Origin of the sequence: Pseudomonas sp. FP1762 (assembly GCF_030687105.1) — a bacterium.
Taxonomy (GTDB): Bacteria; Pseudomonadota; Gammaproteobacteria; order Pseudomonadales; family Pseudomonadaceae; genus Aquipseudomonas; species Aquipseudomonas siliginis.
Genome location: NZ_CP117458.1, coordinates 3,247,275 through 3,272,530, shown reverse-complemented (window position 1 = coordinate 3,272,530; position 25,256 = coordinate 3,247,275). Strand labels below are relative to the sequence as shown.

Genomic DNA, 25,256 nt, shown 5'->3' with positions numbered 1-25,256 from the left:
ATGGAAGAAAAAAGGGCGCAATTAAACCACAGCGAAGTGATTGAAATGCACCCTGTCCACCGATCAGCCGTTTCAGCGCTTAACTGACCGGTTTGGCGAGATTGAGCAGCAGCGGCCCTTGCAGAAACTTGCCGGCAGCGGTGTTGCGCACGGCATTGTCGATAGTCTTCACATTGAAGCTCAATATGGCCGGACGCGTTTGCGCTTGATCGAGCAGCGATACCGCAAGCATGTATGACTCAGCGTTGGCCAGCGCCGGATGGTCCTGGACCAGTTTCGGCAGACTGGCTTTTACCTGGTTGAACTCGACGAATCCCGGTCGGTGCGCCAGAGCGTGGTGTGGATTGATCAGGTTGTCCGGATGCGCCTTGCGCGCGTCCCGAGCCAGCTCCAGCAGTCCGACCGCATCGAACTCCGCCTGATGCAACTCCGGGTAGACCTTGCCGTAGTACAGGTCGAGGGTGTCCGGGCCACCGTGGGACATTTCGTGAATCAGCACGTCGGCGACGCTGCCGTCGTCGTAGCGCGACAACTTGTAAAACTCATCGAGATTGTCCGGGTAGATCGACAGAAACCGGCCTGCGGACTCATCGATTTTTTCGCCGGTGCGCAGCGCTCTCTGCCAGCGCTTATAGGCCGGTGGCGAAAGCGAGGCGATCACGCCGGGTTGATGCGGGCGGAACGTCACATTGCTGAAGCTGATCGACTCGAGATCCTTGCGCATCGCGCTGAGATGTTTCGACACGTGCTGTGCCACTTCATCGGAATCGTTACCGAACACATGCTTGAGCACCGCGCGAATGTCGTCGTTGGAAGACAGTTGCGACAGCGCGTTGATGGAGTTGTCCAGCTTGGTCCGGGCGCGGGGAATGGCTTTTTTCAGATAACCGCGGGTGTAACTGAATGGCTTGAAGCGGCCGAACAGGCGCTTCAACGGGGCGAAGTTACCCAGGTCGAGCAGTTTCAGGCGCGGGCCCCAGGCACCGCCGGTGCGGATGCTCAGCGCGTGCCAGTCCTGGTTGCGTTCCAGCACTGCGATGTCGATCGCCTCGCCAAGCGCGTCGGCGCCTCGCCAGGTCGCCTGACGCACATCGCCGGTGTGGGAGAGCCTGAGCCAGTCCCGACTCTCGACGCCATGGATCAACCTTTTCAATTGCACGCTGGCAGTGTGCGCGGTGTCGAGCGCGGTTTCACCGGCAAAGACCACGCCGCGTTTGACCAGACGAAAACCTTTGCGGGCGAGGGCGGGCAAACCGTCGAGCGGGTTGATCAGCGACACGGCCGCTCGGGCCACGGCTTTGGCGACTTTCAGCAGTTTTAGGGTGGTCGACCCGGTCTTGGCGATGATGCTCGCTGCCGACGCGCCAAGACCGACCAGCAGGCCGATGACCGACAGGCCATCCAGAATGCAGCCACCAATGCCTTCGGCGACACGGTCGGTGCGTCCGGAACGAATGTCTTCAATGCACTGTTTGAACGGCACGATGACGTTGATTGCCAGGTTCTCGACGATCTCCCTGGTGTCGCGCCATTCTTCCAGGCCGTTGCGCACATCCAGTGCGGCATACAACTCTTCGCGGCGGGCGACAGGATGGTTGTCCAGTACGCATTGGGCGATCTCATCCAGTTGCGCAGAAAAGAACAGCGGAACCGCGCGCACATCAGTCTCTTGCAGTTGCAACTGCCAGAGCTTCTCCACCACTACTTTTGAAGTCATGCCCTGGCGTGGTTCGCTGCCTTCGCGGTAGGCGGCGTAATCGAGGGGCCACTCGCTGGCTTTGTTCTTGTCCTGAAAATCGTACTTGCTGCCAGTGTATGAAAGGGTCGGCCGTTGATGAATGAGACCGGTGTCTTGCAGCTTGAGCGCCAGATCCGGACGCTCGTAGCAGACGCCGCGCAGCGTGAACAGTTCGTAAGCGCGCAGCCGATCACCGTCGTCGCAGCAAAGAATTATCCCGTAACGCCCATTGGCCTCATCTCGCTGGATTTGCGTTTCTTGCTGCGGATTCAGTGGGTTGACCTCCTTCCTGACGGTGTAGAAGGTCATTTTGCCGCTGGTCAAGGCCTGACGATCATGCTCTGGCATCTGTGTGATCGCCATTTTGATCAGGGACGATAGACCCTCGCGCACGTTCCGGTAGTAACGATCAAACGCCTGATCAAACAGTTGCGACGGCGATTGCAGTTCGGCCAGGCGGGTGAAGGCATCGGCCGGGGGGTGGAAGTTGTCGCGGGTCTTGAATTTGTCCGAAAGTTGTCCGTCTTCAACCAGATCGCCGGAAAGATACAGATCGAGAATCGACAGGCGTAGGCGCAACAGGCCGTTGATCGCGTATTGGTTGTTGTCAGTGGCGCTGGCGAGGAAATTCCAGAACTCGGTAAGAATCCCCGCCGGATGCGCAGCCTTCAACCCTTCGAGCCAGCTACGTTCGCCGAAGCTGTCCAGGTACTTTATTTCGAAGGCCGGCTGTTCGAGATAGGCGCCGGCGGGCATCACTTGCTCCAGCGCACGCAAAGCGATTTTGCGCCGGTCCGGTGGCGCGGTGGACAAGCCTGTTTCAGACTGGGCCAGAGCCTCCATGTAACGCGAGAAATACGCGCTGGCCTTGATCACCGTGGTCTTGTCGTAGTCTTTGTCGCTGCGGTAAGGGATGACTCCGTTGAGTACCGCCCAGTCCACCACCGCCGGGATCGCCGCCGCTTCGTACAACTTGTCGAGCTCACCGGAAACCGGGGTCAGCTCGGAAAACGCCTTGAGTTGTGCAAACGTCATTGCACGCGAGCTGCCAGGTGCGGCGTGCTCGACCACGGCAGCGCTCTGGCGCGCAGTTACCCAGCCTGGCTTGTCCAGCGTGAGCCCGGGCGGGATCTGGTCGATCAGCAACTCCGGTGCTGCACCCGCGATCAATAGATGCGCTGCCAGTGGCGCGTTGTGCGCTTCGCTCAGGCCCAGATCAACCAGATGCTGTTCGAACAGGACGCGTACTTCGGCAGCGCTGAGTGTGGAATTCGCCGGTTGATAGAAGTCATAGCCGGCGACAAGAGGCTGATCGGAGCGCAATTGCATGTCGATGATCAGCGCAGCGATGACTAACTCATTGACCTGGCGTTCGCGCACGTCCGCGTTATTGGCTTCCAGATGCCAGCCAAGGCGTGCATGCAGGGTTTCTCCCAGGGCGCGAGCGGTTTTTCGCCTCAGGAAGTTGTGCAGGAACTTGTCCGCGTTGTCGCGTATGTCCTGTGCCGGAATCAGGTTGAAGTTGGCGAACGCCAGTACCTGCAACAGGCTTGCCGCACCTTGGGTCAGCTCATGCACTGTCTGGGTTATGATTTTGCGGTCCGCCATCGATAGATGAAACGGTGACGACTCATCGGCGTGGAGCAATTCGTGGTAGTCGCCCAAGGCGGGTGGCTCGGGCAGTTCGAAGGCCAGCCATTCAATCAGTGCCCGGGTTTCGGCAATGTTCGTCGGCACGTCATAACCGTTGAACTTCAACCATTGCACTATGCCAATCACTTGGCCGGAATAAACGACGCCGCCGATGTTCTTCGCCAAATCGGCGAGCATATCGAGTTCTTCGGAAAACACCGAAACTTCAGCATTATCCAGTGCAATACTGAAACGATGGGATTCGAACTCTGAGTCATAAACAACGAGAACTCCGGCGTTGGTATCCACTGCTAGGTTAATATCAGCTGAAAAAGAATGGTTGCGTAACAGCTGCGCAAACTCCGGGGTTGCAATTAAATTTTTCAAGGCATTGCGTGCTGGTTCACAGCGTTCGTCAAAACTGCTGCCGATGACCCGGGGTATGAAGCGATCTTGCACATTGAATACAGTGGCGACCGGCAGCGAGGCGCTTGCCGAGTAACTGTCGGCCGAGACTTCAAACTCAGTTGCCTTAAGGGCTTCGGCAAGTGACTGAACAATAAGCGCGCGTTCCTGTTTGTCGGAAGCGGAGCAATCGACGGCGGCAGGCACGTCGGAAGAAATGAACTGCATGGGCTCTATCCTGAATGAGTATCGAAAGTTCCCTGGCTGTATTTCGTTATTTATTAACGCGGCCAAAGATTATTCAGGATAGAGCTGGCAGGTTAAGCAATGGCAGTGTTAGTTAGTTGCTGATTATTTTCGGATGTGACAAGTTGCATCTGCGACGGACATTTATCACGTTTATTTCAGAATGCCTTTAACTTTGTCGCGCAATTGATCGATGGAGAAGGGCTTGCCGATGACATGCATGCCATCGGGTACTTCGAGACTCTCGGCATAACCGCTGGCGAACAGGATGGGCAGAGCAGGGCGCAGCTGACGGGCCTTTTGAGAGAGTTCGCGGCCATTCATGCCAGGCAAGCCGTAGTCGGTCATCATCAAATCGATGGCTTTGCCAGGATCCGCAAGGATTTCGAGTGCCGCGTTGCCGTCATCAGCCTCCAATACCGTGTATTCCAGCTCCTCCAGCACATCGACGATAAGCATGCGCACGATGGAGTCGTCTTCTACGACCAGGATAGTGGATGGAGTGGCAGACATGGCAGGACTCTCAGAAAAATGAAATCGGGGGATACCGGGCAAGCGAATTTTGCCGGACTCTTGCATGAGTAAGTGGCGCATAGCCACAAGTTCCCGAGCTGATACAAAAAAGAACAGGTCGTGTGGTGCGGCAAGGATAACCGTTGGCGTCGTCCAATGCGCAGGTGTGCGTAGGAAAATGCCATCATTTGTGTGAGAAAAATGGATCCATGGCGGGGTTTTGGGGCAAACTCTCGGGTTTTCAACAGTTCGACAAGGCTGCCCCATGTCCTCTCCGTCCTCGGTTGATGAACAACGGTTCCGCAAACTTCTGAGTCGCAACGTCAGCCTGCCGCTGGGCGTCGGCGTGCTCAGTGCGGTGTTTTTCGTCTCACTGATCACCTATTTGCTGTCCGTCATCCAGTGGGTCGAGCATACCGACCGGGTGATCAATAACGCCAATGAGGCGGTGAAACTCACTGTCGATCTCGAAACCGGCATGCGCGGCTATCTGCTTAGCGGTGACGAGCACTTTCTCGACCCGTACGAAGTTGCCAAGCCGCGTATCGACGTCGCTCTCAATACGTTGCTGGAGCTGACCGCCGATAATCCGGTGCAGACCGACCGCTTGCGTCGCCTGCAAGCGTTGCAGGTGGAATGGGCCAACTACGCGCAATCGATGATCGACCTGCAGCGCAGCAGCGGCGATTATCGCGGTGCGGTCAAGGCCGGGCGGGGCAAGCGACTGACCGACGAAATTCGCAAGCAGTTCGAAGACGTCATCGAAACCGAGCAAGTGCTGCGCGCCACGCGCAACGAGGATGTGCGTCGCACCACCATCTGGAGCATCACCCTTTATCTGATTTTCATCGTTGGTATCAGCGGTTTGCTGGCCTACATCGGCCGCCGTGACCTGGTCAATCTGTCGACCAATTACAGCGCCAACCTCGCGGCGCAACAGGCCAGCGCCGAACGCCTGGAGAAGCAGGCGTGGCTGCGCAACGGCCAGACACAATTGGCCGAGCAGGTGCTGGGGCAACTGACGCTGAACCTGCTGGGGCGCAACATTCTGCAATTCTGCGCGCAATACCTCGGCACAGCCGTCGCTGCGCTGTATGTGCGTGAAGAACATGGCGGCCTCAAGCGCGTGGCGACTTATGGTTTCTCCCGCGAGCAGGAAGAGCTGAACCAGACGATTTACAGCGGTGAAGGCATCGTCGGCCAAGTCGCAGAACAAGCACGCCTGATCCGTCTCGACGCGGTCCCTGGCGACTATTTCAAAGTCAGCTCCGGCCTCGGCGCAGGCCTGCCGCACAGCGTGCTGGTGGTGCCGACCAGCGATGATGATCGGGTCAACGGCGTAATCGAGCTGGGTTTTCTGCGTCCGCTGTCCGAGCGCGACATCGAGTTGCTGGAGCTGATTGCCGGCAACATCGGCACGTCGATCGAGGCGGCGCGCTACCGTCAGCGCTTGCAGGAAGTGCTCGCCGAAACCCAGCAGCTCAACGAAGAGCTGCAAGTGCAGCAGGAAGAGCTGAAGACTGCCAACGAAGAGCTGGAAGAACAGTCGCGGATTCTCAAGGAATCCCAGGCGCATCTGGAAACTCAGCAAGTGGAGCTGGAGCAGACCAACGAGCAGCTCGCCGAACAGCGCGATGCGATGGACAAGAAAAACACCGAGCTGAATCAGGCGCAGATTCAACTCGAAGAGCGTGCCGAAGAGCTGCAACGCTCGAGCAAGTACAAGTCCGAATTCCTCGCCAACATGTCCCACGAACTGCGCACGCCGCTCAACAGTTCGCTGATTCTGGCCAAGCTGCTGGCGGAAAACCCGCAGCAGAATCTGTCGGCGGAACAGGTCAAGTTTGCCGAATCGATCTATTCGGCCGGCAACGATCTGCTCAACCTGATCAACGACATTCTCGACATTTCCAAGGTCGAGGCCGGCAAACTTGAAGTGATTGCCGAAAACACCCGCGTCGATCGTCTGGTCGACGGCTTGCGCTCGATGTTCGAACCGCTTGCTGCCGACAAGCACCTTGCGTTCACCGTCGAGGTCCAGCCGGACGCACCGGGCTTGCTGTTCACTGATCGTCAGCGTCTGGAGCAGGTGATCAAGAATCTGCTCTCCAACGCGATCAAGTTCACCGAGCAGGGCGCCGTCAGCCTGAGCATCACCGCGCAGCCGAATGATCACATCGCTTTCAGCGTCAAGGATTCCGGGATTGGTATCGCAGCCGATCAGCAGGAAAGTATTTTCGAAGCGTTCCGTCAGGCGGATGGCACCACCAACCGCAAATACGGCGGCACCGGCCTTGGCTTGTCGATCTCGCGGGATCTGGCGACATTGCTGGGCGGTTCGATCAGCGTCGACAGCGTACCGGGGCAGGGCAGTACGTTTACGCTGGTGTTGCCGCGTCAGTATCACGAATTCGGTGAAACGCCGGCCGCGCCGCTGACCTTCCACCCGGCACCTGTGACGCCTGCGCCAGTTGCTGTTGCGGCTCCGCTGGCATCGGCGATTCCGGCAGTCATCCCGCGCTTTGCCGACGATCGCGACAAGGCACCGTTCGCCACCCGCTGCATTCTGGTGGTGGAGGACGAACCGAACTTCGCCCGTATCCTCTATGACCTGGCCCATGAGTTGGGCTACATGTGTCTGGTCGCCCACGGCGCTGACGAAGGTTACGACCTGGCGCGCGAATTCGTGCCGGATGCGATCCTGCTCGACATGCGCCTGCCGGATCATTCCGGTCTGACCGTGCTGCAACGCTTGAAAGAACGCGCCGAAACCCGGCACATTCCGGTGCACGTGATTTCCGTGGAAGACCGCGTCGAAGCCGCCATGCACATGGGCGCGATCGGCTACGCAGTGAAGCCGACCACCCGCGAAGAGCTCAAGGATGTGTTCGCCCGTCTCGAGGCCAAGCTGACGCAGAAGGTCAAACGCGTGCTGCTGGTCGAAGACGACGATCTGCAACGCGAAAGCATCGCGCGGCTGATTGGCGACGAAGACATCGAAATCACTGCCGTCGGCCTGGCCCAGGACGCCCTGGAATTGCTGCGCACGACCATCTACGACTGCATGGTCATCGATCTCAAGCTGCCGGACATGCTCGGCAACGATCTGCTCAAGCGCATGTCCACCGAGGACATCTGCTCGTTCCCGCCGGTCATCGTTTACACCGGACGCAATCTGACCCGCGATGAAGAGGCCGAACTGCGCAAGTATTCACGCTCGATCATCATCAAGGGCGCACGCTCGCCGGAGCGGTTGCTCGACGAGGTCACACTCTTTCTGCACAAAGTCGAATCGCAGCTGTCCCATGAACGGCAGAAGATGCTCAAGACCGCGCGCAGCCGCGACAAGGTCTTTGAAGGTCGCAAAGTGCTGCTGGTGGACGACGATGTGCGCAACATCTTCGCCCTGACCAGCGCGCTGGAACACAAAGGCGCAGTCGTGGTGATCGGCCGTAATGGCCGCGAAGCGATTGAGAAACTTCATGAAGTCGAGGACATCGACCTGGTGCTGATGGACGTGATGATGCCGGAAATGGATGGCTTCGAAGCCACCATGGAAATCCGCAAGGATCCGCGCTGGCGCAAGCTGCCGATCATCGCGGTGACGGCCAAGGCCATGAAGGACGATCAGGAGCGCTGCCTGCAAGCGGGCGCCAACGACTACCTGGCCAAGCCCATCGACCTTGATCGTCTGTTCTCGCTGATACGTGTGTGGTTACCGAAAATGGAACGCATCTAGTGGAACGCAGCAGTCCGGCCGAGCGCAACAGCGAAATCGAATTACGCTTGTTGATCGAGGCGATTTACCTGAAATACAGCTACGACTTTCGCGACTACTCCGGCGCTTCGATCAAGCGCCGGGTGCAGCACGCGCTGAGTCAGTTCGAGTGCGCGACCATCTCGGCCCTGCAAGAAAAAGTCCTGCACGACCCGACCGCGTTCATGCAGCTGCTGCAACTGCTGACGATCCCGGTCAGCGAGATGTTCCGCGATCCGTCGCACTTCCTGGCGATCCGCAACGAAGTGGTGCCGCTGCTGCGTACCTATCCGTCGCTGAAAATCTGGATTGCCGGCTGCAGCACGGGCGAGGAGGTCTATTCGATGGCGATTCTGCTGCGCGAGGAAGGCCTGCTCGACCGCACGATCATCTACGCCACCGACATCAACCCGCGCTCGCTGGAGAAGGCCAAGCAAGGGATTTTCTCCATGGAAAACGTCCGCGCCTACACTGCCAACTATCAGCAGGCCGGCGGTCAGCGTTCGTTTGCCGATTACTACACGGCAGCCTACGGCTACGCGATTTTCGACAAGAGCCTGTGCGAGAACGTGACATTCGCCGACCACAGCCTGGCCACCGACAGCGTGTTCTCCGAAACCCAGTTGATTTCCTGCCGCAACGTGCTGATCTATTTCAACAAGAAGTTGCAGGACCGGGCGTTCGGGCTGTTCCATGAATCGTTGTCGCATCGCGGCTTTCTGGTGCTGGGCAGCAAGGAAACCCTGGATTTTTCCAACTATTCGAACCAGTTCGAGGCGTTGGTCAAACAAGAACGGATCTACCGCAAATCATGAACGACACCCCGAGCCTGCCTCGCATCGAGGCCGTCGTGATCGGCGCCTCCGCAGGCGGTGTCGAGGCGTTGCTGACCCTGCTCGGGCCATTGCGCAAAGGCTATGTGCTGCCGATCATCATCGTTCTGCATCTGCCGGAAGAGCGCCGCAGTCATCTGGCCGAAGTGTTCTCCCGCCGCGTGGCGATGCCGGTCAAGGAAGCTGAAGACAAGCAGGACATTGAAGCCGGCACGGTGTATTTCGCCACGCCCGGTTATCACTTGTCGGTCGAAGCGGATCGCAGCCTGTCGCTGAGCCTGGAGGATCGCGTGCATCATTCGCGGCCGTCTATTGATTACCTGTTTGAATCGGCCGCTGACGTTTACGGCGAGACACTCGCCGCCGTGCTGCTGACCGGCGCCAATCACGATGGCGCGCGCGGGTTGGCCTGCGTCAAGCGCTGCGGCGGCCTGACCATTGTTCAAGACCCCGATGATGCACAAGTCGCCACCATGCCCCAGGCTGCACTGAACGTTCTGCAGCCGGATCATGTCCTACCCATTCACGGCATCGGCCGTCTGCTAGTCGAGCTGGAACGAATCGCATGCTGAGTAATATCCAAGCCAAACTGTTGATCGTTGACGATCTGCCAGAAAACCTGCTGGCGCTGGAAGCGCTGATCAAGCGCGAGGATCGCACGGTCTACAAGGCTCTGTCGGCGGACGAGGCACTGTCGCTGTTGCTGCAACACGAATTCGCCATGGCCATTCTCGACGTGCAGATGCCCGGCATGAACGGCTTCGAATTGGCCGAGTTGATGCGCGGCACCGAGAAGACCAAGAACATTCCGATCATTTTCGTCAGCGCCGCTGGCCGTGAACTCAACTACGCGTTCAAGGGCTACGAAAGCGGTGCGGTGGACTTCCTGCACAAGCCGTTGGACATTCATGCGGTGAAGAGCAAGGTCAACGTTTTCGTTGATCTGTATCGCCAGAGCAAGGCCATGAAACAGCAGGTCGAGGCGCTCGAGCAGGCCCGACGCGAGCAGGAAGCGCTGCTGCAACAGCTGCAAAGCACGCAGCTTGAGCTGGAACAGGCGGTGCGCATGCGCGATGACTTCATGTCCATCGTCGCCCACGAGGTGCGTACACCGCTCAATGGCCTGATTCTTGAAACCCAGCTGCGCAAGATGCACCTGTCCCGGGACAACGCCGCGGCGTTCACCCTCGACAAAATGCAGGCAATGGTCGACCGCGATGAGCGGCAGATCAAAAGCCTGATTCGCCTGATTGAAGACATGCTCGATGTCTCGCGAATCCGCACCGGCAAACTGTCGATCCGCCCGAGTCGTTTCGATCTGGTGCAACTGGTCAGCAATCTGCTGCAGAATTTTGCCTCGCAAATGGAAGCGGCAGAAACCAGCGTTTCCTTCGAGGCATCGGCGCCGGTAGAAGGTTGCTGGGACGAGTTCCGCATCGAGCAAGTGGTGTCCAATCTGCTGACCAATGCCTTGCGTTACGGTGGTCGCAGCCCGATTCAGGTGCGCGTCTATCGCGAAGATGACGAGGCCCGGGTCGAGGTACAAGACCACGGCATCGGCATCAGCGCCGAGAACCAGAAGCGTATTTTTCAGCAGTTCGAACGGGTGTCCGCCAAGACGGTGGTGGCCGGGCTCGGGCTGGGTCTGTTCATTTCCGAGCAGATCGTCGCCGCCCATGGCGGCTCCATCGTCGTCGAGAGTGAAATCAACGAGGGCGCCCTGTTTCGCGTTTGTCTGCCAATCCAGGAAAACGGCATATCCGACGCAACCTCTGAGTGACCACACGGTCGTATCAGCAGCTATTGACCGAACAAAGGCTTCCCATGAGCGTAGATGCGCAAGATGTAGTACTCGTCGTCGAAGACGAACCGGTTATCTTGATGGTCCTGACAGATTACCTGTCAGGGCAGGGCTATCGCGTGTTGCAAGCGGAAAATGGCGAGCAGGCTTTCGAGATCCTCGCCAGCAAACCTCATCTCGACATACTGATTACCGATTTCCGCCTGCCGGGCGGTATCTCCGGCGTGCAGATTGCCGAGCCAGCGGTGAAATTGCGACCGGACCTCAAAGTGATTTTCATCAGCGGCTACCCGCAGGAAATCCGTGAGACCGGCAGCCCGATTACCAACAGCGCACCGATTCTGGAAAAACCGTTTGATCTGGATGTGTTGCAGGAAAAGATTCAGGAATTGCTGGCCTGATATGTAGGAGCTGCCGTCGGCAGCTCCTATCGATTCAGCTATTGATCATCTCCCGCACCTTGGCGGTGAGCAGATCAAAGGTGAATGGCTTGGTGATCATCTGCATTCCCGAGTCGAGGAATCCACCGCGCACCGCCGCGTGCTCGGCATAACCGGTGATGAACAACACTTTCAGACCTGGGCGATATTGCCGACCAACCTCCGCCAGTTGACGACCGTTCATCCCCGGCAGACCGACGTCGCTGATCAGCAAATCGATGCGTTGCGTCGAATTGAGAATCGGCATGGCGCCGTCGGCATCACCGGCCTCTACGAACGCGTAACCCAGCTCACTGAGCACGGCGCTGACCAATACGCGCACCGCCGGGTCGTCTTCAACGATGAGTACGGTTTCGCCATCCATCGCATACGGAGCCTGCTGCGAATCCGATACGGGAATTTCTACTTCCTCACCCCGGAAACGCGGCAGATAGAGTTTTACCGTGGTGCCTTCATCGATTTCACTGTCGATCGACACATGCCCGCGCGACTGCTTGCTGAAACCATAGATCATCGACAGTCCGAGGCCGGTGCCCTGGCCGATCGGCTTGGTGGTGAAAAACGGATCGAACGCACGGCTGACCACGCTCTGCGGCATGCCGCTGCCATTGTCAGTGACGCTGAGCATCACGTAATCGCCTGGCTCCAGATTGCTGTACGCAGCCGTGAATTCGCGATGCAGCACCTGATTGCTGGTTTCCACCACCAGCTTGCCACCCTCGGGCATCGCATCGCGGGCATTGATCACCAGGTTGAGCAGGGCGCTTTCCAGTTGATTGGGATCGGCCTCGGCAACCCAGAGATTGTCGTCCAGGCGCATTTCCAGATGAATGCTTTCATTGAGGCTGCGTTGCAGCAGCTCGCCCATCGACAGCACCAGCGTGTTCATTTGCACGGCTTTCGGGTCGAGTGACTGACGGCGCGAGAACGCCAGCAGACGGTGAGTCAGGCCGGCGGCGCGGTTCGCTGACGTCACACCTAGATCGATCAGGCTGTCGAGGTCTTCCGTGCGGCCTCGGGCCAGACGTCGACGCAGCAATTCGAGACTGCCGATGATGCCAGTGAGCATGTTGTTGAAGTCGTGAGCGATGCCGCCAGTGAGTTGGCCGACCGCTTCCATTTTCTGCGATTGGCGCAGAGCTTCTTCGTTGTGGCGAAGTTGTGCGGTGCGTTCTTCGACTTGCTGTTCGAGGGTTTCCAGAGTCGATTGCAGGCGTCGTTCGCTTTCACTCAGGTCGATCAGCCGATCGCGCGCTTCATATTGTCGTCGTCGCCCACGGAGCGCGGCGGAGACCAGGCTGACCAGCGTCGCGGGATGGAAGGGGCGCTCGAGAAACGTCACGTTGCCCAGCAGGGTGCTGAGGCGCGACGGCGGCCCTTGTTCATCACCGCCATGATGAGTCAGCAGTACGATGGGCATGTCCGACCACGCGGGCTGCTGGTCAAGGTAGGCGATTAGCCCTTCCAGTTCAGGTCCGCGCAGCGCTTCAGCAGCAATCACCAGCAGTCCGGCACCGACCTCCAGCTCGGTGCATAAAGCGCCGAGATTCGGCGCCACCATGCCGCCGTAGCCGGCTTCGTTGAGGATCATCAACGCGATCTGGCTGTCGCGACCCATGGGCGCCAGCACCAGCACCCGCTCGGCCAACGGCGTGTTGACCGTCACAAGCTTTCATCCTCAAGCAATGGATTGCTCGCTCCCATGTAGGTCGGCACGCCACGCAGCACGCCCTGGAAGGATTCCAGCGGTTGGCCGATGGTCATGCCATGCGAGGAAATCCGGTATTCACGGATGGTCGACTCGTGGTTGCCGGTACGTTTCTTGATAATCGAGATCGCCCGGCGGACTTTGCCGAGGGCTTCGAAGTAGCGCAACAGAATCACCGTGTCGGCCAGGTAAGTGATATCGACCGGCGCCTGCATATCGCCCACCAGACCGTGCTGGGCGACCGTCATGAAAGTCGCCGCGCCTTTGCGGTTCAGGTACAGCAACAGCTCGTGCATGTGCAGCACCAGCGCGTTTTCTTCCGGCATCGCCGCTTGATAGCCGTTGATGCTGTCGATTACCACGGTTTTGATACCCAGCTCATCGACGCAACGCCGCACGCGATGGGACAACTCACCGGGAGACAATTCGGCGGCGTCTACTTGTTCGATCAGCAGATTACCGGTGGCCTGCAAGGCTTTGAGGTCGATACCGAGATGACGCATGCGTTCGAACAGCAGGCCCAGCTCTTCATCGAAAATGAACAGCGCGGCTTTTTCGCCTCGAGCCACCGCTGCGGCGGCGAAGATCATCGAGATCAGCGATTTACCGGTACCGGCCGGGCCGAGAATCAGCGTGCTGGAGCCGGTTTCGATGCCGCCGCCGAGCAGGGCGTCCATTTGCGGGATGCCGCTGGACAGCTGCAGACGTGGGTAGTCGCCGCGATGCTCCGCCGCTACCAAGCGTGGAAAAACATGGACGCCGTCGCCCATGATGGTGAAGTCGTGGAAACCGCCACGGTATTTCTGCCCGCGATACTTGACCACTCGAACGCGCCGACGCTCAGCGCCGTAGCTCGGTGTCAGCTCTTCAAGACGAATCACGCCGTGGGCGACACTGTGCACGGTCTTGTCGAGGGACTCGGTGGTCAGGTCGTCGAGCAGCAGGACGGTGGCGTCGTAGCGCACGAAGTAATGCTTGATCGCCAGAATCTGCCGACGATAGCGCAACGAGCTCTGCGCCAACAGACGGATCTCCGAGAGACTGTCGAGCACAACGCGAGTCGGTTTGAAACGTTCGACCACTTCGAAAATCTGCCTGGTCGCCTCACCCAGTTCAAGGTCCGAGGAATACAGCAGACTTTGCTGGTGTTCGGCATTGAGTAGGCTTTCCGGCGGTGTCAGCTCGAAGATCTTGATGTTTTCGTTCAGCTCCCAACCGTGGGAGAGCGCACCTTGACGCAGTTCTTTCTCGGTTTCCGAGAGAGTGATGTACAGGCAGCGTTCCCCGGCCAGCGCACCGGCGCGCAGGAAATGCAACGCCACGGTGGTTTTGCCGGTCCCGGGTTCCCCCTCGAGCAAAAACACATGGCCGCGAGACAAGCCACCGGCAAGGATGTCATCCAGACCTACAATGCCGACGGCGGCCTTTGCACTGATCAACTCGTTTGATGTAGTCAAAAAACGCCCTCTTATGACTAGGGTAATCCGGCGGCTGGCTAGAGTGAGCCACCTGAGTAACTTGACCTCACGGCGTGTTCACGGTTCCGCTTTTTCTTGGACGGGCGGCCAATTGAGTCCGCCCTGACTGGATTAAAGACCTTGTTGCAAGGCCGGGTCGTCCGGATTCAGCTGCTCCAGTTGCGCCAACAGGATCTGCACATTCTGCAGTTGGCCGCTTTCCTTCCAGTAGTTGATCAGCAACACCCGCGCCTTGCGGTCGGCGGGATGGCGCTGGACGATTTCCTGCAGCTGTTTTTGCGCCGCTTCCAGTTCTTCCGCGCTGTGCAGAGTGGTGGCGAGGTCGTACCGATAATCCTTGTTGGCCGGCTCCAGTTCTACCGCTTTGGACAGGCCGAGCAGGGCGTATTCGCGCTGGCCGTGGTGCAGCAGCCACAGGCCGAGGGCATGTTGCAGATAGGCGGAATCAGGCTGCGCCTTGAGTTGACGTGCGAGCAACTGGCGAGCGGCATCGCTCTGGCCCTGGCGGTCGAGCACATCGATCTGCATGACCAGCGCTGGCAGGTTGCCCGGTTCCAGACGCAAGGTATTGTCCAACGACTGTTGGGCCTGTTTGTATTCGGCGTTGTGGATATAGAGACGGGCCAGTTGCGCGTAGTTGGCGGCGCTTTCCGGCTGGCTTTCCAAGGTCTGTTGCCAGCCGTCGATGGCCTGCTGTAGCGGTGCGAAATACAGACCGAGCTCGTCCGGGGCCAGGCCGAGCAGGGCGTTGATCGCGGCAAAACGGACAGTTTGTTCTTCATCATCGAGCAACGGTCCGAGCAGCAGACTGCGTTGCCCGCCGGGCACCAGACCGACGATGCTTTTGATCGCTGCGACGCGCACTTGCGGTGCTTCGTGATGCAGGTCGATGTCAGCCAGTTTCAAGGCCTGCGGGCTGGGGTAGTTGGGCAGCTCGCCGTGCAGCCAGACCCGGCGTTTGACCGAGATGTCCGGGCGGCCCAATTGCTGGTACAACTGGCGCGCCGCTCCGGGTTCACCAGTGCGCGCGGCGTTCAGCGCTTCGCTGTAGCCATGTTTGATAGCATCGGGGATGGTCGGTGTGCTGCTGCGCCATGACAGCCAGACGACGCCGAGGATCAGTACGAGGCCTAGGCCGATCAGCAGGTTGCGGCGGGACTGAGTCATGCGGGGTTTCCGAAAGCTTCGAACTTGAGCAGAGCGGCAAGCTTCGTTCAGCTTGGCGCGTGAGTCAAACCGTTGCCGGCGAATCGTCCTACAACACGTGTCGACTGTGAAATCCGTCAGGCTTTTGCTGGAATGTCTACGCTTGCAGAAGTCGTTTTAAAGAGAGTGCCCATGTCTGCGCTGTTCGCTTATTTCAAGGCTTTGATCCATCCCGGTCAGGCTGTTCTGCTGTTTGCCCTGCGGACCATCGCCGCCGGGCTGTTGACCCTATATCTGGCGTTCATTTTCGATCTCGAACAACCGAAGTGGTCGATCATGGCTGTTGTGATTGTCAGTCAGCCATTGGCAGGGATGGCACTGGCGCGCAGTTTCGGCCAAGTGGTCGGCACCACCGTGGGTGCCGCGGTGGCGGTGCTGATCATGGCGATTTTCCCTCAGGCGCCGCTGCCGTTCATCACGACATTGGCGTTGTGGCTGGCGCTGTGCACCGCGGGCGGCACCTTGTTGCGCTACACCAGTTCCCAGGCGTTCGTGCTCAGTGGCTACACCGCGGTGGTGGTGGCCTTGTTGGCAATCCCGGACCAGGAAGGCACGTTTTTGCTAGCGGTCACCCGCGTCACGGAAACCCTGCTGGCCGTTGCCTGCGTGTGCGTGGTGAGCCTGCTCACAGCCCGGCCTGAAGCAGTGGCCAAAGGTTATTTCGCCAAAATCGATCAGGTGATCAAACTGGCCGCCAGCCACGCCGCCGAAGTGCTTCGCACGGAAGAAAGCGAAGCCGATTTTCAGCGTCGGCAGATGCAATTGCTCGGCGAGATCAGCGTATTGGAGGGGTTGCGGCGCCATTTGTATTTCGATGCCCCACGTTTGCGCGATGCCGACAATCTGGTGTTGCTGCTCGGCAATCAACTGATGCTGCTGACGTCGCGACTGACCGCGCTACGGCATCAGCGCGAATTGCTCATCGAACGCTGGGAGGGCGATCTGCCGCTGGAGGTGCAGCAACTGCGGGCCGAGGAACTGGCGTTGCTTGAGCAACTGGCGCAACAGGGTCGTGCGCTGTCTGGCGCGGACCGGCAACGTTTCGTCACATTGCAGCAACAGTTCGAAGCGTTGGCGTACAAGGCCGAGCAGCAGACCGAGAACATGAGTGCGGCCCTGCGTTCACTGGCCTGGGCGCTGCGTTGGGAGCAGGCGCGCCTGCTGCAGCAACTGGAGCAGATTCTCGAACTGAGCGACGCCATTCAGGAAGGGCGCCCGGCCAGTTGCCTATATCGCGGCCAGAGCAGTCCGTTGCATCTGGATTTCACCCTGGCCTCGATGAACGCCATTCGCGCCTTTACCGCGCTGTTGGTCAGCGGATTGATCTGGATCGAAACGGCGTGGGATGGTGCGCGCGGCGGAATGATTCTGGTGGGAATTCTCTGCTCGCTGATGGCGACTTTCCCGCGTCCGCTGATGGCTGCGCAAAGCTATGCGCGAGGCTTGGGTCTGGCGCTGGTAGTGTCGGCGTTCTATCAATTCATGCTGGTGCCCGCGATCAGTGATTTCGAGCTGCTGGCCTTGCTGCTGGCGCCGCTGCTGTATGCCATTGCCGTGGGCATTTCCAGTCCGGCCACCGCCGGTATCGGCATGGGCCTGGGGCTGTCGAGTTTTCTCATGCTCGGACCGCAAAACACCGGCACTGGGCAGAATACGGCGATCCAATGGTTCGAATTCGCCGGCGCCTACGTCAGTGCAGCGATGCTGGCCCTGATCGTTTATGCGCTGATCTTCCCGTTCCGCCCGGGCTTGCGCATCCGGCGCCTGTACGGCGAAGCGCGGGAGCAGGTGTACCAACTGAGCAAAATGCCGGCCACCGATGAACAACAATTCGCCTTCGAGAGTCGGATGACCGATCGCCTGACCAGCATGCTCGGCCTGCTGCCAGCGGCAAACGATCGCGCCATGCAACGCTTGTATGAAATCAGCCTGGCTTGCGTAGCCCTGGGCGTGGCCATGCATCAGCTGAGGCAGCAGGCGCAGAACAACGCGTTACTCACCGATGCGTTCAGCCAGCGCCTGGCATCGGCGTTACGCAAGACCGGTCGCCTGGTTGCCGGACGCGCGGATGTGCAGCTCCCGGCGCTGCTGGCGACGTTGCACCAACTCGGAGATCAGCTGGACGAGCTGCACGCCGCCAGCCATGAACATTTATGGTCGGTTTTTCGCATGCGTGTGGCGCTGCTGATTGTGGTGTCGTTCCTCGAGCGCCACGGCGAACATTTGCAACCTCAAGGTCTGGAAGGAGAACCGCAACTTGCCCATTGATTTCGAAATTGGCGGGGTTTATCTGCCGCCGATTGCCCAGGCTCTGTTACTGGCGATCCCGATTTTCATGTTGCTGGACTGGTGCTTGCGCCGCCTGGGCGTACTGCGCCTGGTCTGGCATGAAGCGCTGTTCGAAGGCGCCCTGTACGCCTGTGTCTGCGCCACGCTGATTCTGTTGATGGGAGCCTGATGTCTTGAAAGCACTAGTTGCACGAATGATGACCGTGGCAGTGGTGATCCTGGCGATCGTCCTCGGCTGGTTTGCCTGGGAGTATTACACCCGCGCGCCGTGGACACGGGATGCTCGGGTGAGGGCGGATGTGGTAACGCTGTCGGCGGATGTTTCGGGGCGTATCGTCAAACTGGCGGTGCAGGACAACCAGCATGTCGACAAGGGCCAGTTGTTGCTGGAGATCGATCCGGCGCGCTATCAACTGGCGGTCGAGCATGCCCGACGCTCGGTGGAGGTGTCCAAGGCCTCGCTGGGGCAATCGCAAGCGGCAATCGTCGCCAGTGAAGCGTTGCTCAAACAACGTCAGAGCGAGGAGCGCCGGCGACGTACGCTGAAGCAAGGCTTCGCCATTTCCGGTGAGGAATGGGAGAAGGCCAGTACCGACGTGGCGGTTGCCCAGGCGGATCTGTTGCGCAATCAGGCCAACCTCGGCTTGGCCGAAGCCAATGTGCAACTGGCAATTGCCGCGCTGACCCAGGCTGAACTGGACTTGCAGCGCACCCGCGTCGAATCGCCGGTCAGCGGTTATGTCACCAACCTGCTGACCCGCCAGGGTGATTACGCACAGGCGGGCGGGGCACTGCTGGCGTTGGTCGACAGTGATTCGTTCTACGTCAGCGGCTATTTCGAAGAAACCAAGCTGCCGCGAATCGCGGAGGGTGATCGGGTACGCATTCAATTGATGAGTGGTGAGCGCTTCGGCGGCACAGTGGAAAGCATCGCCTTCGCCATCGCCGACCGCGAAAACGCGCCCGGCAGCCGATTGCTGGCAAACATCAACCCGAGTTACACCTGGGTGAAGCTCGCGCAACGGGTGCCGGTGCGCATTGGGATTGATGGTGACTTTGCCGGCAAGAATCGCCTGCGCGCCGGTACAACCGCCACTGTCACCGTCCTGGAGGATCACCGCTGATCCATTGTGGGAGCGAGCCTGCTCGCGAAGGCAGAGTATCAGCCACCGCTGATATGTCTGACCTGACGCTTTCGCGAGCAGGCTCGCTCCCACAAAAAATCCCAGTGCTGCAAACAGGCATAAAAAAACCCCGCGACCGAATGATACGCGGGGCAAAAAATTTGGTTGGTTGCGGCCAACCAAAGGAGCTCTTTAACAACCTTTACTTGCTGGCGACCGTCTCCGGTTGCCAGCCACCGCCGAGGGCCTTGTATATCGCGACGATGCCGCGATACAGCTCGACTTCGGCCTGTGCCTGACTGTCTTCGGCGTTCAGGCGCTCACGCTGGGCGTCGAGCAGGACGAGGAAATCGGTGGTGCCTTCGCGGTAGCGGATTTCCGCCAGATCAGCGGCCTTGCGACTCGATTCGCTCTGACGGATCAGCGAGATCAAACGTTGCTGACGCTTGCCGTAATCGCTGAAGGCATTTTCCGATTCTTCCAGCGCCAGCAGCACCTGTTGCTCGTAGTTGGCCAGCGCGCCTTCGGCGTCAGCATCGGCACCGCGCAAACGGGCGCGGACGCTGCCGAGGTCAAACGCAGCCCAGGTGATGCTCGGGCCGAGTGCCCAGGCGTTGGCTGCCGACGAACCGATCTGCGAGCCACGTCCGGCCGTCCAGCCGAGGAAGCCGCTGAGGCTGACCCGCGGGAACAGGTCGGCTTTGGCCACGCCGATTCGCGCAGTGGCCGAGGCCAATTGCCGTTCGGCGCTGAGGATGTCCGGACGACGTTGCAGCAGTTCACCCGGATCACCGATCGGCAGCGCCTTGGCGATGGCCGGCAGATCTTTCGGGCTCAGGTCGACGGTCAGTTTGTCCGGGCGCTCACCGAGCAGCGTAGCGATACGGTTTTTCTGCCGAACCTGTTCCGCCTGCAACTGCGGTACCGTGGCTTCGACGTTGGCCAGACGCGCATCGGCGCGTTCGACATCGAGCTGATCACCGACACCGGCGTCACGCAGGCTGATGGTGATCTTGCGCGACTCCTGCTGGTTGTTGAGGTTGGCCACGGCGATCTTTTCCCGCAGCTGGGCGCCGCGCAGTTGACCGTAAGCGTCGACCAGTTCGGCAATCATGGTGACTTGCAACTGGTACAGATCGGCTTCGGCGGCCTGCTGGTCGGCGTCACTGGCTTCCAGATTGCGCTGGATGCGGCCGAACAGGTCGAGCTCCCAGGCCATGTCCAGACCGAGGTCATAGCGCTCGCTATTGACCCGGTCGGTGGTCTGGCCGGGAATCTGGCCCTTGCCCAAGTCGCTGCTGGCGCGGCTGGTGATGGTCGGCATCGCGTCATTGCTGGCGTCGTCGCGGATCGCCCGGGCGGCTTTCCAGCGGGCGAACGCCACGCGCAGTTCACGGTTGCCTTGCAGCGATTGCGTCACCAACTGGTTGAGTGTCGGATCATCGAATTGCTGCCACCAGATGCCTTCGAATTTCGAACGGTCGAAGTTCTTTTGCCCGGCGGCGCCGTCGGTGGCGGTCGTGATGTTGGCCGCCTCCGTAGCTGGGGTCTTGTAGTCGGGGCCGACGGCGCAGGCGCTGAGGGCCAGCACCAGCAGACTCGGCAGGAAGACTTTCAGACTCATTGTTGCGCCTCCAGTGGCTTTTGAAGAGTGTGCGCCTTGGCTGCTTTGCGCTGCTCGCCGCGTTCGACAAAGTTACGGATCAGTACATAGAACACTGGCGTCAGCAGCAGACCGAAGAAGGTCACCCCGAGCATCCCGGAGAACACCGCCACACCCATGGCGTGACGCATTTCGGCACCGGCACCGCTGGAGAACACCAGTGGCACCACACCCATGATGAACGCGAAGGAGGTCATCAGAATCGGCCGCAGACGCAGGCGGCAGGCTTCCAGCACCGCAGCGAGCGGATCGAGGCCTTCTTCCTGTTTGTCCTTGGCGAATTCGACGATCAGAATCGCGTTTTTACAGGCAAGTCCCACCAGTACGATCAAGCCGATCTGGGTGAAGATGTTGTTGTCACCGCCGGAAATGATCACACCGGTGATGGCCGACAGCAGGGTCATCGGTACGATCAGGATCACCGCCAGTGGCAGGCTCCAGCTTTCGTATTGGGCGGCGAGCACCAGGAACGCCAGCAGTACGCAGAGCGGGAACACGAACAGCGCGGTGTTGCCGGACAGAATCTGCTGGTAGGTCAGGTCGGTCCACTCATAGGTCATGCCGTTCGGAAGTTCTTCCTTGAGCAGTTTCTCGATGGCTTTTTCCGCCTGGCCAGAGCTGTAGCCCGGAGCTGCGGCACCGTTGATTTCAGCGGTGATGAAGCCGTTGTAGTGCATCACGCGGTCCGGCCCGGAGGTGTCGCTGACCTTGATAAAGGTCGCCAGCGGGATCATTTCGCCTTTGTTGTTGCGTACTTTCAGCTGGCCGATCTGGTCGGATTCAAGGCGGAACTGTTGTTCGGCCTGAACGTTGACCTGGTAGGTGCGCCCGAAGCGGTTGAAGTCGTTGGCATACAGCGAACCCAAATAGATCTGCAGGGTGTCGAAGATATCGCTGACGGCCACGCCGTGGGTCTTGGCTTTTTCACGGTCGATGGCGGCATCGACCTGCGGCACGTTCACCGTGTAGCTGGTGAACAGGCCGGCCAGTTCCGGCACGTTGTGGCTTTTGTTGATGATGTTCATGGTTTCTTTGTACAGCTCGTCGTAGCCCAGGTTGCCCCGGTCTTCGATTTGCAGGCGGAAACCACCAATGGTGCCCAGACCTTGTACCGGCGGTGGCGGGAAGATCGCCATGTACGCTTCCTGAATGTTCGCGTACTGGCCGTTCAAGGCGCCGGCAATCGCGCCGGCGGACATGCTCGGGTCTTTACGCTCGTCGAACGGTTTTAGCGTCACGAAGACGATGCCGGCGTTCGGGCTGTTGGTGAAACCGTTGATCGACAGGCCCGGGAACGCTACGGCGCTTTCCACGCCCGGCTGTTTCAGCGCGAGGTCGGACATGCGCTTGATCACGTCTTCGGTGCGATCCAGGCTCGCGGCATCCGGCAATTGCGCGAAGGCCACCAGGTATTGCTTGTCCTGGCCGGGTACGAAACCGGTCGGCGTGCTGGAGAAACCGAAGAAGGTCAGTACCATCAGGCCTGCATACACGAGCAGGGCGATGCCGCTGCTACGGATAACCCGGCGCACGGTGCCGACGTAGCCATGACTGGCACGGTCGAAGAAACGGTTGAACGGACGGAACAGCCAGCCGCCGAAGATCTTGTCGAGCACTTTCGAGAAGCGGTCTTTCGGCGCGTCGTGGCTTTTCAGCAACACAGCGGCCAATGCTGGCGACAGGGTCAGCGAGTTGAACGCCGAGATCACTGTCGAGATAGCGATGGTCAGTGCGAACTGTTTGTAGAACTGCCCGGTGAGGCCGGAAATGAACGCCGCTGGAATGAACACCGCACACAGCACCAGTGCGGTGGCCACGATCGGCCCGGTCACTTCCCGCATGGCGCGCTTGGTCGCTTCGACCGGCGTCAGGCCGAGTTCGATGTTCCGTTCGACGTTTTCCACCACGACGATGGCGTCATCCACCACGATACCGATGGCCAGTACCAGGCCAAACAGCGACAGGGCGTTGAGCGAGAAACCGAACAGGTGCATGACCGCAAACGTACCGATCAACGATACCGGCACCGCCACCAACGGGATGATCGAGGCGCGCCAGGTCTGCAGGAACAGAATCACCACCAGCACCACGAGGATCAGCGCTTCGAACAGGGTGTGCACCACCGCCTCGATCGAGCCACGAACGAAGATCGTCGGGTCATACACGATGCTGTAGTCCATGCCCTGCGGGAAGCCTTTCTTCAGCTCTTCCATCTTGCCGCGCACTTCGTTGGAAATGTCGATGGCGTTGGAACCGGGACGCTGGAAGATCGGAATCGCTACAGCCGGCTGATTGTTCAGCAGAGAGCGCAAGGCGTATTGGCTGGAACCCAGTTCAATGCGCGCGATGTCCTTCAGGCGAGTGATCTCACCGTCGTCGCCTGCGCGAATGACGATGTTCTCGAACTCTTCCTCGGAAACCAGACGGCCTTGAGTGTTGACCGACAGCTGGAAACTTTGTGCGGTCGGGGCAGGGGGCGCGCCCAGTTGACCGGCGGCGACCTGACGGTTCTGCTCGCGAATCGCGGTCACCACATCGGTGGCGGTCAGATTGCGCGAAGCGGTCTTGTTCGGATCAAGCCAGACGCGCAGCGAGTAGTCGCCCATACCGAACAACTGCACATCACCGACACCACCCAGGCGAGCCAGCTCATCCTTGATGTTGAGGATTGCGTAGTTGGACAGGTAGAGCATGTCGTAGCGCTTGTCCGGTGAGGTCAAGTGCACAACCATGGTCAGGTCCGGCGAAGCCTTGTCGACGGTGATACCGATGCGTGTCACTTCCTCGGGAAGCTTCGGCTCGGTCCGGGTCACCCGGTTCTGCACCTGCACCTGCGCGTTGTCCAGGTCAGTGCCCAGGGCGAAGGTGATGGTCAGGGTGATCTTGCCGTCAGCGGTCGATTGCGAGGACATGTACAGCATGTTCTCGACGCCAGTGATGGCCTGCTCCAGCGGAGCGGCCACGGTTTCACCGATGACTTTGGGGTTGGCCCCCGGGAAGTTGGCGCGCACGACCACGGTCGGCGGCACGACTTCCGGGTATTCGCTGATCGGCAACTGGAACAGCGAGATCGCACCGGCGATCAGGATCAACAGCGACAGCACCGCTGCGAAGATCGGCCGGGAAATGAAGAATTGGGAAAAATTCATCGGAGTTGTCGTCCCTTAACCGCGTGGGGTCGTAGCAGCCAGCTTCGCAGCCGAACCCGATGCGCCCTTGGCAGGGGCAACTTTGGGCAGGTTGCTGGCTTCCAGCGCTTGACGTTGTTGAGCGAGGGCGGCGAGGGTCTGCTCGCTGGCCATCGGAATCACCTCGGGGGTGACCGGTGAGCCAGGACGAACTCGTTGCAAGCCCTTGACGATGATGGTGTCGTCCTTGTTCAGACCGTTGCGGACGATGCGCAGGCCTTCGATCTTCGGACCGAGTTCGACGGCGCGGTAGGCGGTCTTGTTGTCGTCATCCATCACCAGCACGAACTTCTTGCCCAGGTCAGTGCCCACGGCTTCGTCATTGATCAGCATGGCGTTATAGGTGCCGCTGCCGACCAGTTTCAGCCGTGCGTACAGGCCCGGGGTGTAGGTGCCGTCAGCGTTGTCGAAGACCGCGCGACCACGGATGGTGCCGGTTTTCGGATTGACCTGGTTGTCGACGAAGTTCATCTGGCCGAGGTGCGGGTTGCCGTCTTCGTTGGACAGGCCCATGTAAACCGGCGTAGTGGCGCCACGCTGGCCGTTGCGGGCCAGTTGGGTGTATTTGAGGAACACGCGTTCGTCGGCGTCGAAATAAGCGTAGACCTTGTCGGTGGAGACGACGCTGGTCAGTGCGGTGGTGTCGGCGGTCACCAGGTTGCCGGCAGTGATTTCGGCGCGGCTGACGCGGCCGCTGATCGGTGCTGTCACGCGGGTGAAGCTCAGATTCAGTTTGGCCAGGTCCAATTGTGCCTGCAGAGCACCGACGGCGGCGCGGGCCTCTTGGGCAGCGCTGGTGCGCGAGTCGGCCAGTTCAGCGGAAATGGCGTTGCTGGTACGCAGACGTTCACCGCGAGCGGCTTCGTTTTCGCTGCGAGTGGCGGTGGCGCGGGCTTGAGCAACCAGAGCTTCGAGGCGGCGTACCTCGGCCTGGAACGGACGCGGATCGATCTGGAACAGCAGGTCGCCTTTCTTGACCAGCGCGCCTTCGGTGAACGCGACCTGATCGATCTGGCCCGATACCCGTGGGCGGATTTCAACGGTTTCCGGCGCTTCGAGGCGCCCGGTAAATTCGTCCCACTCGTTGACCGGTTGTTCCAGCACCTTGGCTACGCTGACTTTGGCAGCGGGCGGGGCGCCGGCAGTCTCCGGAGTTTTGCCGCAGGCGCTCATCACCAGTACGGCCAGCATGGCCAACGGGAAGCGCAAATGTTTGAGTGATTGTTCCATGGATG

16 protein-coding genes are annotated in these 25,256 nt (G+C 59.7%); 8 read left to right on the top strand and 8 right to left on the bottom strand.

Annotated elements, in window-relative coordinates; genetic code table 11:
• Nucleotides 1–79 precede the first annotated feature (79 nt).
• A complete protein-coding gene (locus PSH90_RS14505) occupies nt 80–3,568 on the bottom strand; it encodes a hypothetical protein (RefSeq protein ID WP_305380862.1) in 3,489 nt (1,162 codons plus the stop codon).
• A 606-nt stretch (nt 3,569–4,174) separates the two neighbouring features.
• Complete coding sequence (locus tag PSH90_RS14500) at nt 4,175–4,534, bottom strand: response regulator (protein ID WP_095180108.1); 360 nt, start codon at nt 4,532–4,534, stop codon at nt 4,175–4,177.
• Between the two features lie 265 nt (nt 4,535–4,799).
• On the opposite strand from PSH90_RS14500, the gene PSH90_RS14495 reads away from it, so the two are divergent.
• The 5 genes from PSH90_RS14495 to PSH90_RS14475 are packed head-to-tail and all read left to right on the top strand — an operon-like array spanning nt 4,800 to nt 11,326.
• Nucleotides 4,800–8,273: a response regulator gene (locus tag PSH90_RS14495; RefSeq protein WP_305380861.1), complete on the top strand. Its 3,474-nt coding sequence runs from the start codon at nt 4,800–4,802 to the stop codon at nt 8,271–8,273.
• Nucleotides 8,273–9,106 (top strand): protein-glutamate O-methyltransferase CheR, encoded by an 834-nt coding sequence (locus PSH90_RS14490; protein WP_041480257.1) that lies wholly within the window; start codon nt 8,273–8,275, stop codon nt 9,104–9,106. The genes PSH90_RS14495 and PSH90_RS14490 overlap by 1 nt, the downstream gene beginning before the upstream one ends.
• Entirely contained in the window at nt 9,103–9,696 is a 594-nt protein-coding gene (locus PSH90_RS14485) for a chemotaxis protein CheB (protein WP_076562741.1), read from the top strand. The genes PSH90_RS14490 and PSH90_RS14485 overlap by 4 nt, the downstream gene beginning before the upstream one ends.
• Nucleotides 9,690–10,904: a hybrid sensor histidine kinase/response regulator gene (locus tag PSH90_RS14480; protein ID WP_305380859.1), complete on the top strand. Its 1,215-nt coding sequence runs from the start codon at nt 9,690–9,692 to the stop codon at nt 10,902–10,904. The genes PSH90_RS14485 and PSH90_RS14480 overlap by 7 nt, the downstream gene beginning before the upstream one ends.
• 44 nt (nt 10,905–10,948) lie before the next feature.
• Nucleotides 10,949–11,326: a response regulator gene (locus PSH90_RS14475; protein WP_305380858.1), complete on the top strand. Its 378-nt coding sequence runs from the start codon at nt 10,949–10,951 to the stop codon at nt 11,324–11,326.
• Nucleotides 11,327–11,360: 34 nt separating this feature from the next.
• Here the strand turns inward: PSH90_RS14475 and PSH90_RS14470 are convergent, their stop codons facing one another.
• The 3 genes from PSH90_RS14470 to PSH90_RS14460 all read right to left on the bottom strand — a co-directional run bounded on the left by PSH90_RS14470 (nt 11,361) and on the right by PSH90_RS14460 (nt 15,718).
• Nucleotides 11,361–13,031, bottom strand: coding sequence for an ATP-binding protein (locus PSH90_RS14470; protein WP_150635167.1), 1,671 nt, complete (start codon nt 13,029–13,031; stop codon nt 11,361–11,363).
• Nucleotides 13,028–14,530 (bottom strand): ATPase domain-containing protein, encoded by a 1,503-nt coding sequence (locus PSH90_RS14465; protein WP_056789781.1) that lies wholly within the window; start codon nt 14,528–14,530, stop codon nt 13,028–13,030. The genes PSH90_RS14470 and PSH90_RS14465 overlap by 4 nt, the downstream gene beginning before the upstream one ends.
• A 132-nt stretch (nt 14,531–14,662) precedes the next feature.
• The gene (locus tag PSH90_RS14460) at nt 14,663–15,718 is read right to left on the bottom strand and encodes a tetratricopeptide repeat protein (protein WP_305380857.1); all 1,056 of its coding nucleotides are present in this window, start codon (nt 15,716–15,718) and stop codon (nt 14,663–14,665) included.
• 171 nt (nt 15,719–15,889) lie between these two features.
• Between PSH90_RS14460 and PSH90_RS14455 the strand changes: the two genes are divergently transcribed.
• Genes PSH90_RS14455 through PSH90_RS14445 form a run of 3 tightly spaced genes read left to right on the top strand, consistent with a single transcriptional unit; the run spans nt 15,890 to nt 19,170 of the window.
• A complete protein-coding gene (locus tag PSH90_RS14455) occupies nt 15,890–18,025 on the top strand; it encodes an FUSC family protein (RefSeq protein ID WP_305380856.1) in 2,136 nt (711 codons plus the stop codon).
• Nucleotides 18,015–18,215: a DUF1656 domain-containing protein gene (locus PSH90_RS14450; RefSeq protein WP_016774855.1), complete on the top strand. Its 201-nt coding sequence runs from the start codon at nt 18,015–18,017 to the stop codon at nt 18,213–18,215. Before PSH90_RS14455 ends, PSH90_RS14450 begins: the two co-directional genes overlap by 11 nt.
• Before the next feature lie 25 nt (nt 18,216–18,240).
• Nucleotides 18,241–19,170 (top strand): biotin/lipoyl-binding protein, encoded by a 930-nt coding sequence (locus PSH90_RS14445; RefSeq protein WP_370695142.1) that lies wholly within the window; start codon nt 18,241–18,243, stop codon nt 19,168–19,170.
• Nucleotides 19,171–19,372: 202 nt separating this feature from the next.
• Here PSH90_RS14445 and PSH90_RS14440 read toward each other — a convergent pair whose 3' ends face one another.
• Genes PSH90_RS14440 through mexE form a run of 3 tightly spaced genes read right to left on the bottom strand, consistent with a single transcriptional unit; the run spans nt 19,373 to nt 25,251 of the window.
• Entirely contained in the window at nt 19,373–20,794 is a 1,422-nt protein-coding gene (locus PSH90_RS14440) for an efflux transporter outer membrane subunit (protein WP_150635171.1), read from the bottom strand.
• Entirely contained in the window at nt 20,791–23,982 is a 3,192-nt protein-coding gene (locus tag PSH90_RS14435; RefSeq protein WP_041480270.1) for an efflux RND transporter permease subunit, read from the bottom strand. The genes PSH90_RS14440 and PSH90_RS14435 overlap by 4 nt, the downstream gene beginning before the upstream one ends.
• 15 nt (nt 23,983–23,997) lie before the next feature.
• Nucleotides 23,998–25,251 (bottom strand): multidrug efflux RND transporter periplasmic adaptor subunit MexE, encoded by a 1,254-nt coding sequence (gene mexE / locus PSH90_RS14430; RefSeq protein ID WP_305380855.1) that lies wholly within the window; start codon nt 25,249–25,251, stop codon nt 23,998–24,000.
• Between the last annotated feature and the right edge of the window lie 5 nt (nt 25,252–25,256).

Coding starts and splice junctions, on each gene's coding strand:
- PSH90_RS14505 (WP_305380862.1), bottom strand. CDS start 3,568: ATGCTCGCCGATTTGGCGAAGAACATCGGCGGCGTCGTTTATTCCGGC.
- PSH90_RS14495 (WP_305380861.1), top strand. CDS start 4,800: ATGTCCTCTCCGTCCTCGGTTGATGAACAACGGTTCCGCAAACTTCTG.
- PSH90_RS14455 (WP_305380856.1), top strand. CDS start 15,890: ATGTCTGCGCTGTTCGCTTATTTCAAGGCTTTGATCCATCCCGGTCAG.
- PSH90_RS14435 (WP_041480270.1), bottom strand. CDS start 23,982: ATGAATTTTTCCCAATTCTTCATTTCCCGGCCGATCTTCGCAGCGGTG.
- PSH90_RS14460 (WP_305380857.1), bottom strand. CDS start 15,718: ATGACTCAGTCCCGCCGCAACCTGCTGATCGGCCTAGGCCTCGTACTG.
- PSH90_RS14485 (WP_076562741.1), top strand. CDS start 9,103: ATGAACGACACCCCGAGCCTGCCTCGCATCGAGGCCGTCGTGATCGGC.
- PSH90_RS14440 (WP_150635171.1), bottom strand. CDS start 20,794: ATGAGTCTGAAAGTCTTCCTGCCGAGTCTGCTGGTGCTGGCCCTCAGC.
- PSH90_RS14480 (WP_305380859.1), top strand. CDS start 9,690: ATGCTGAGTAATATCCAAGCCAAACTGTTGATCGTTGACGATCTGCCA.
- PSH90_RS14445 (WP_370695142.1), top strand. CDS start 18,241: ATGATGACCGTGGCAGTGGTGATCCTGGCGATCGTCCTCGGCTGGTTT.
- PSH90_RS14475 (WP_305380858.1), top strand. CDS start 10,949: ATGAGCGTAGATGCGCAAGATGTAGTACTCGTCGTCGAAGACGAACCG.
- PSH90_RS14500 (WP_095180108.1), bottom strand. CDS start 4,534: ATGTCTGCCACTCCATCCACTATCCTGGTCGTAGAAGACGACTCCATC.
- mexE (WP_305380855.1), bottom strand. CDS start 25,251: ATGGAACAATCACTCAAACATTTGCGCTTCCCGTTGGCCATGCTGGCC.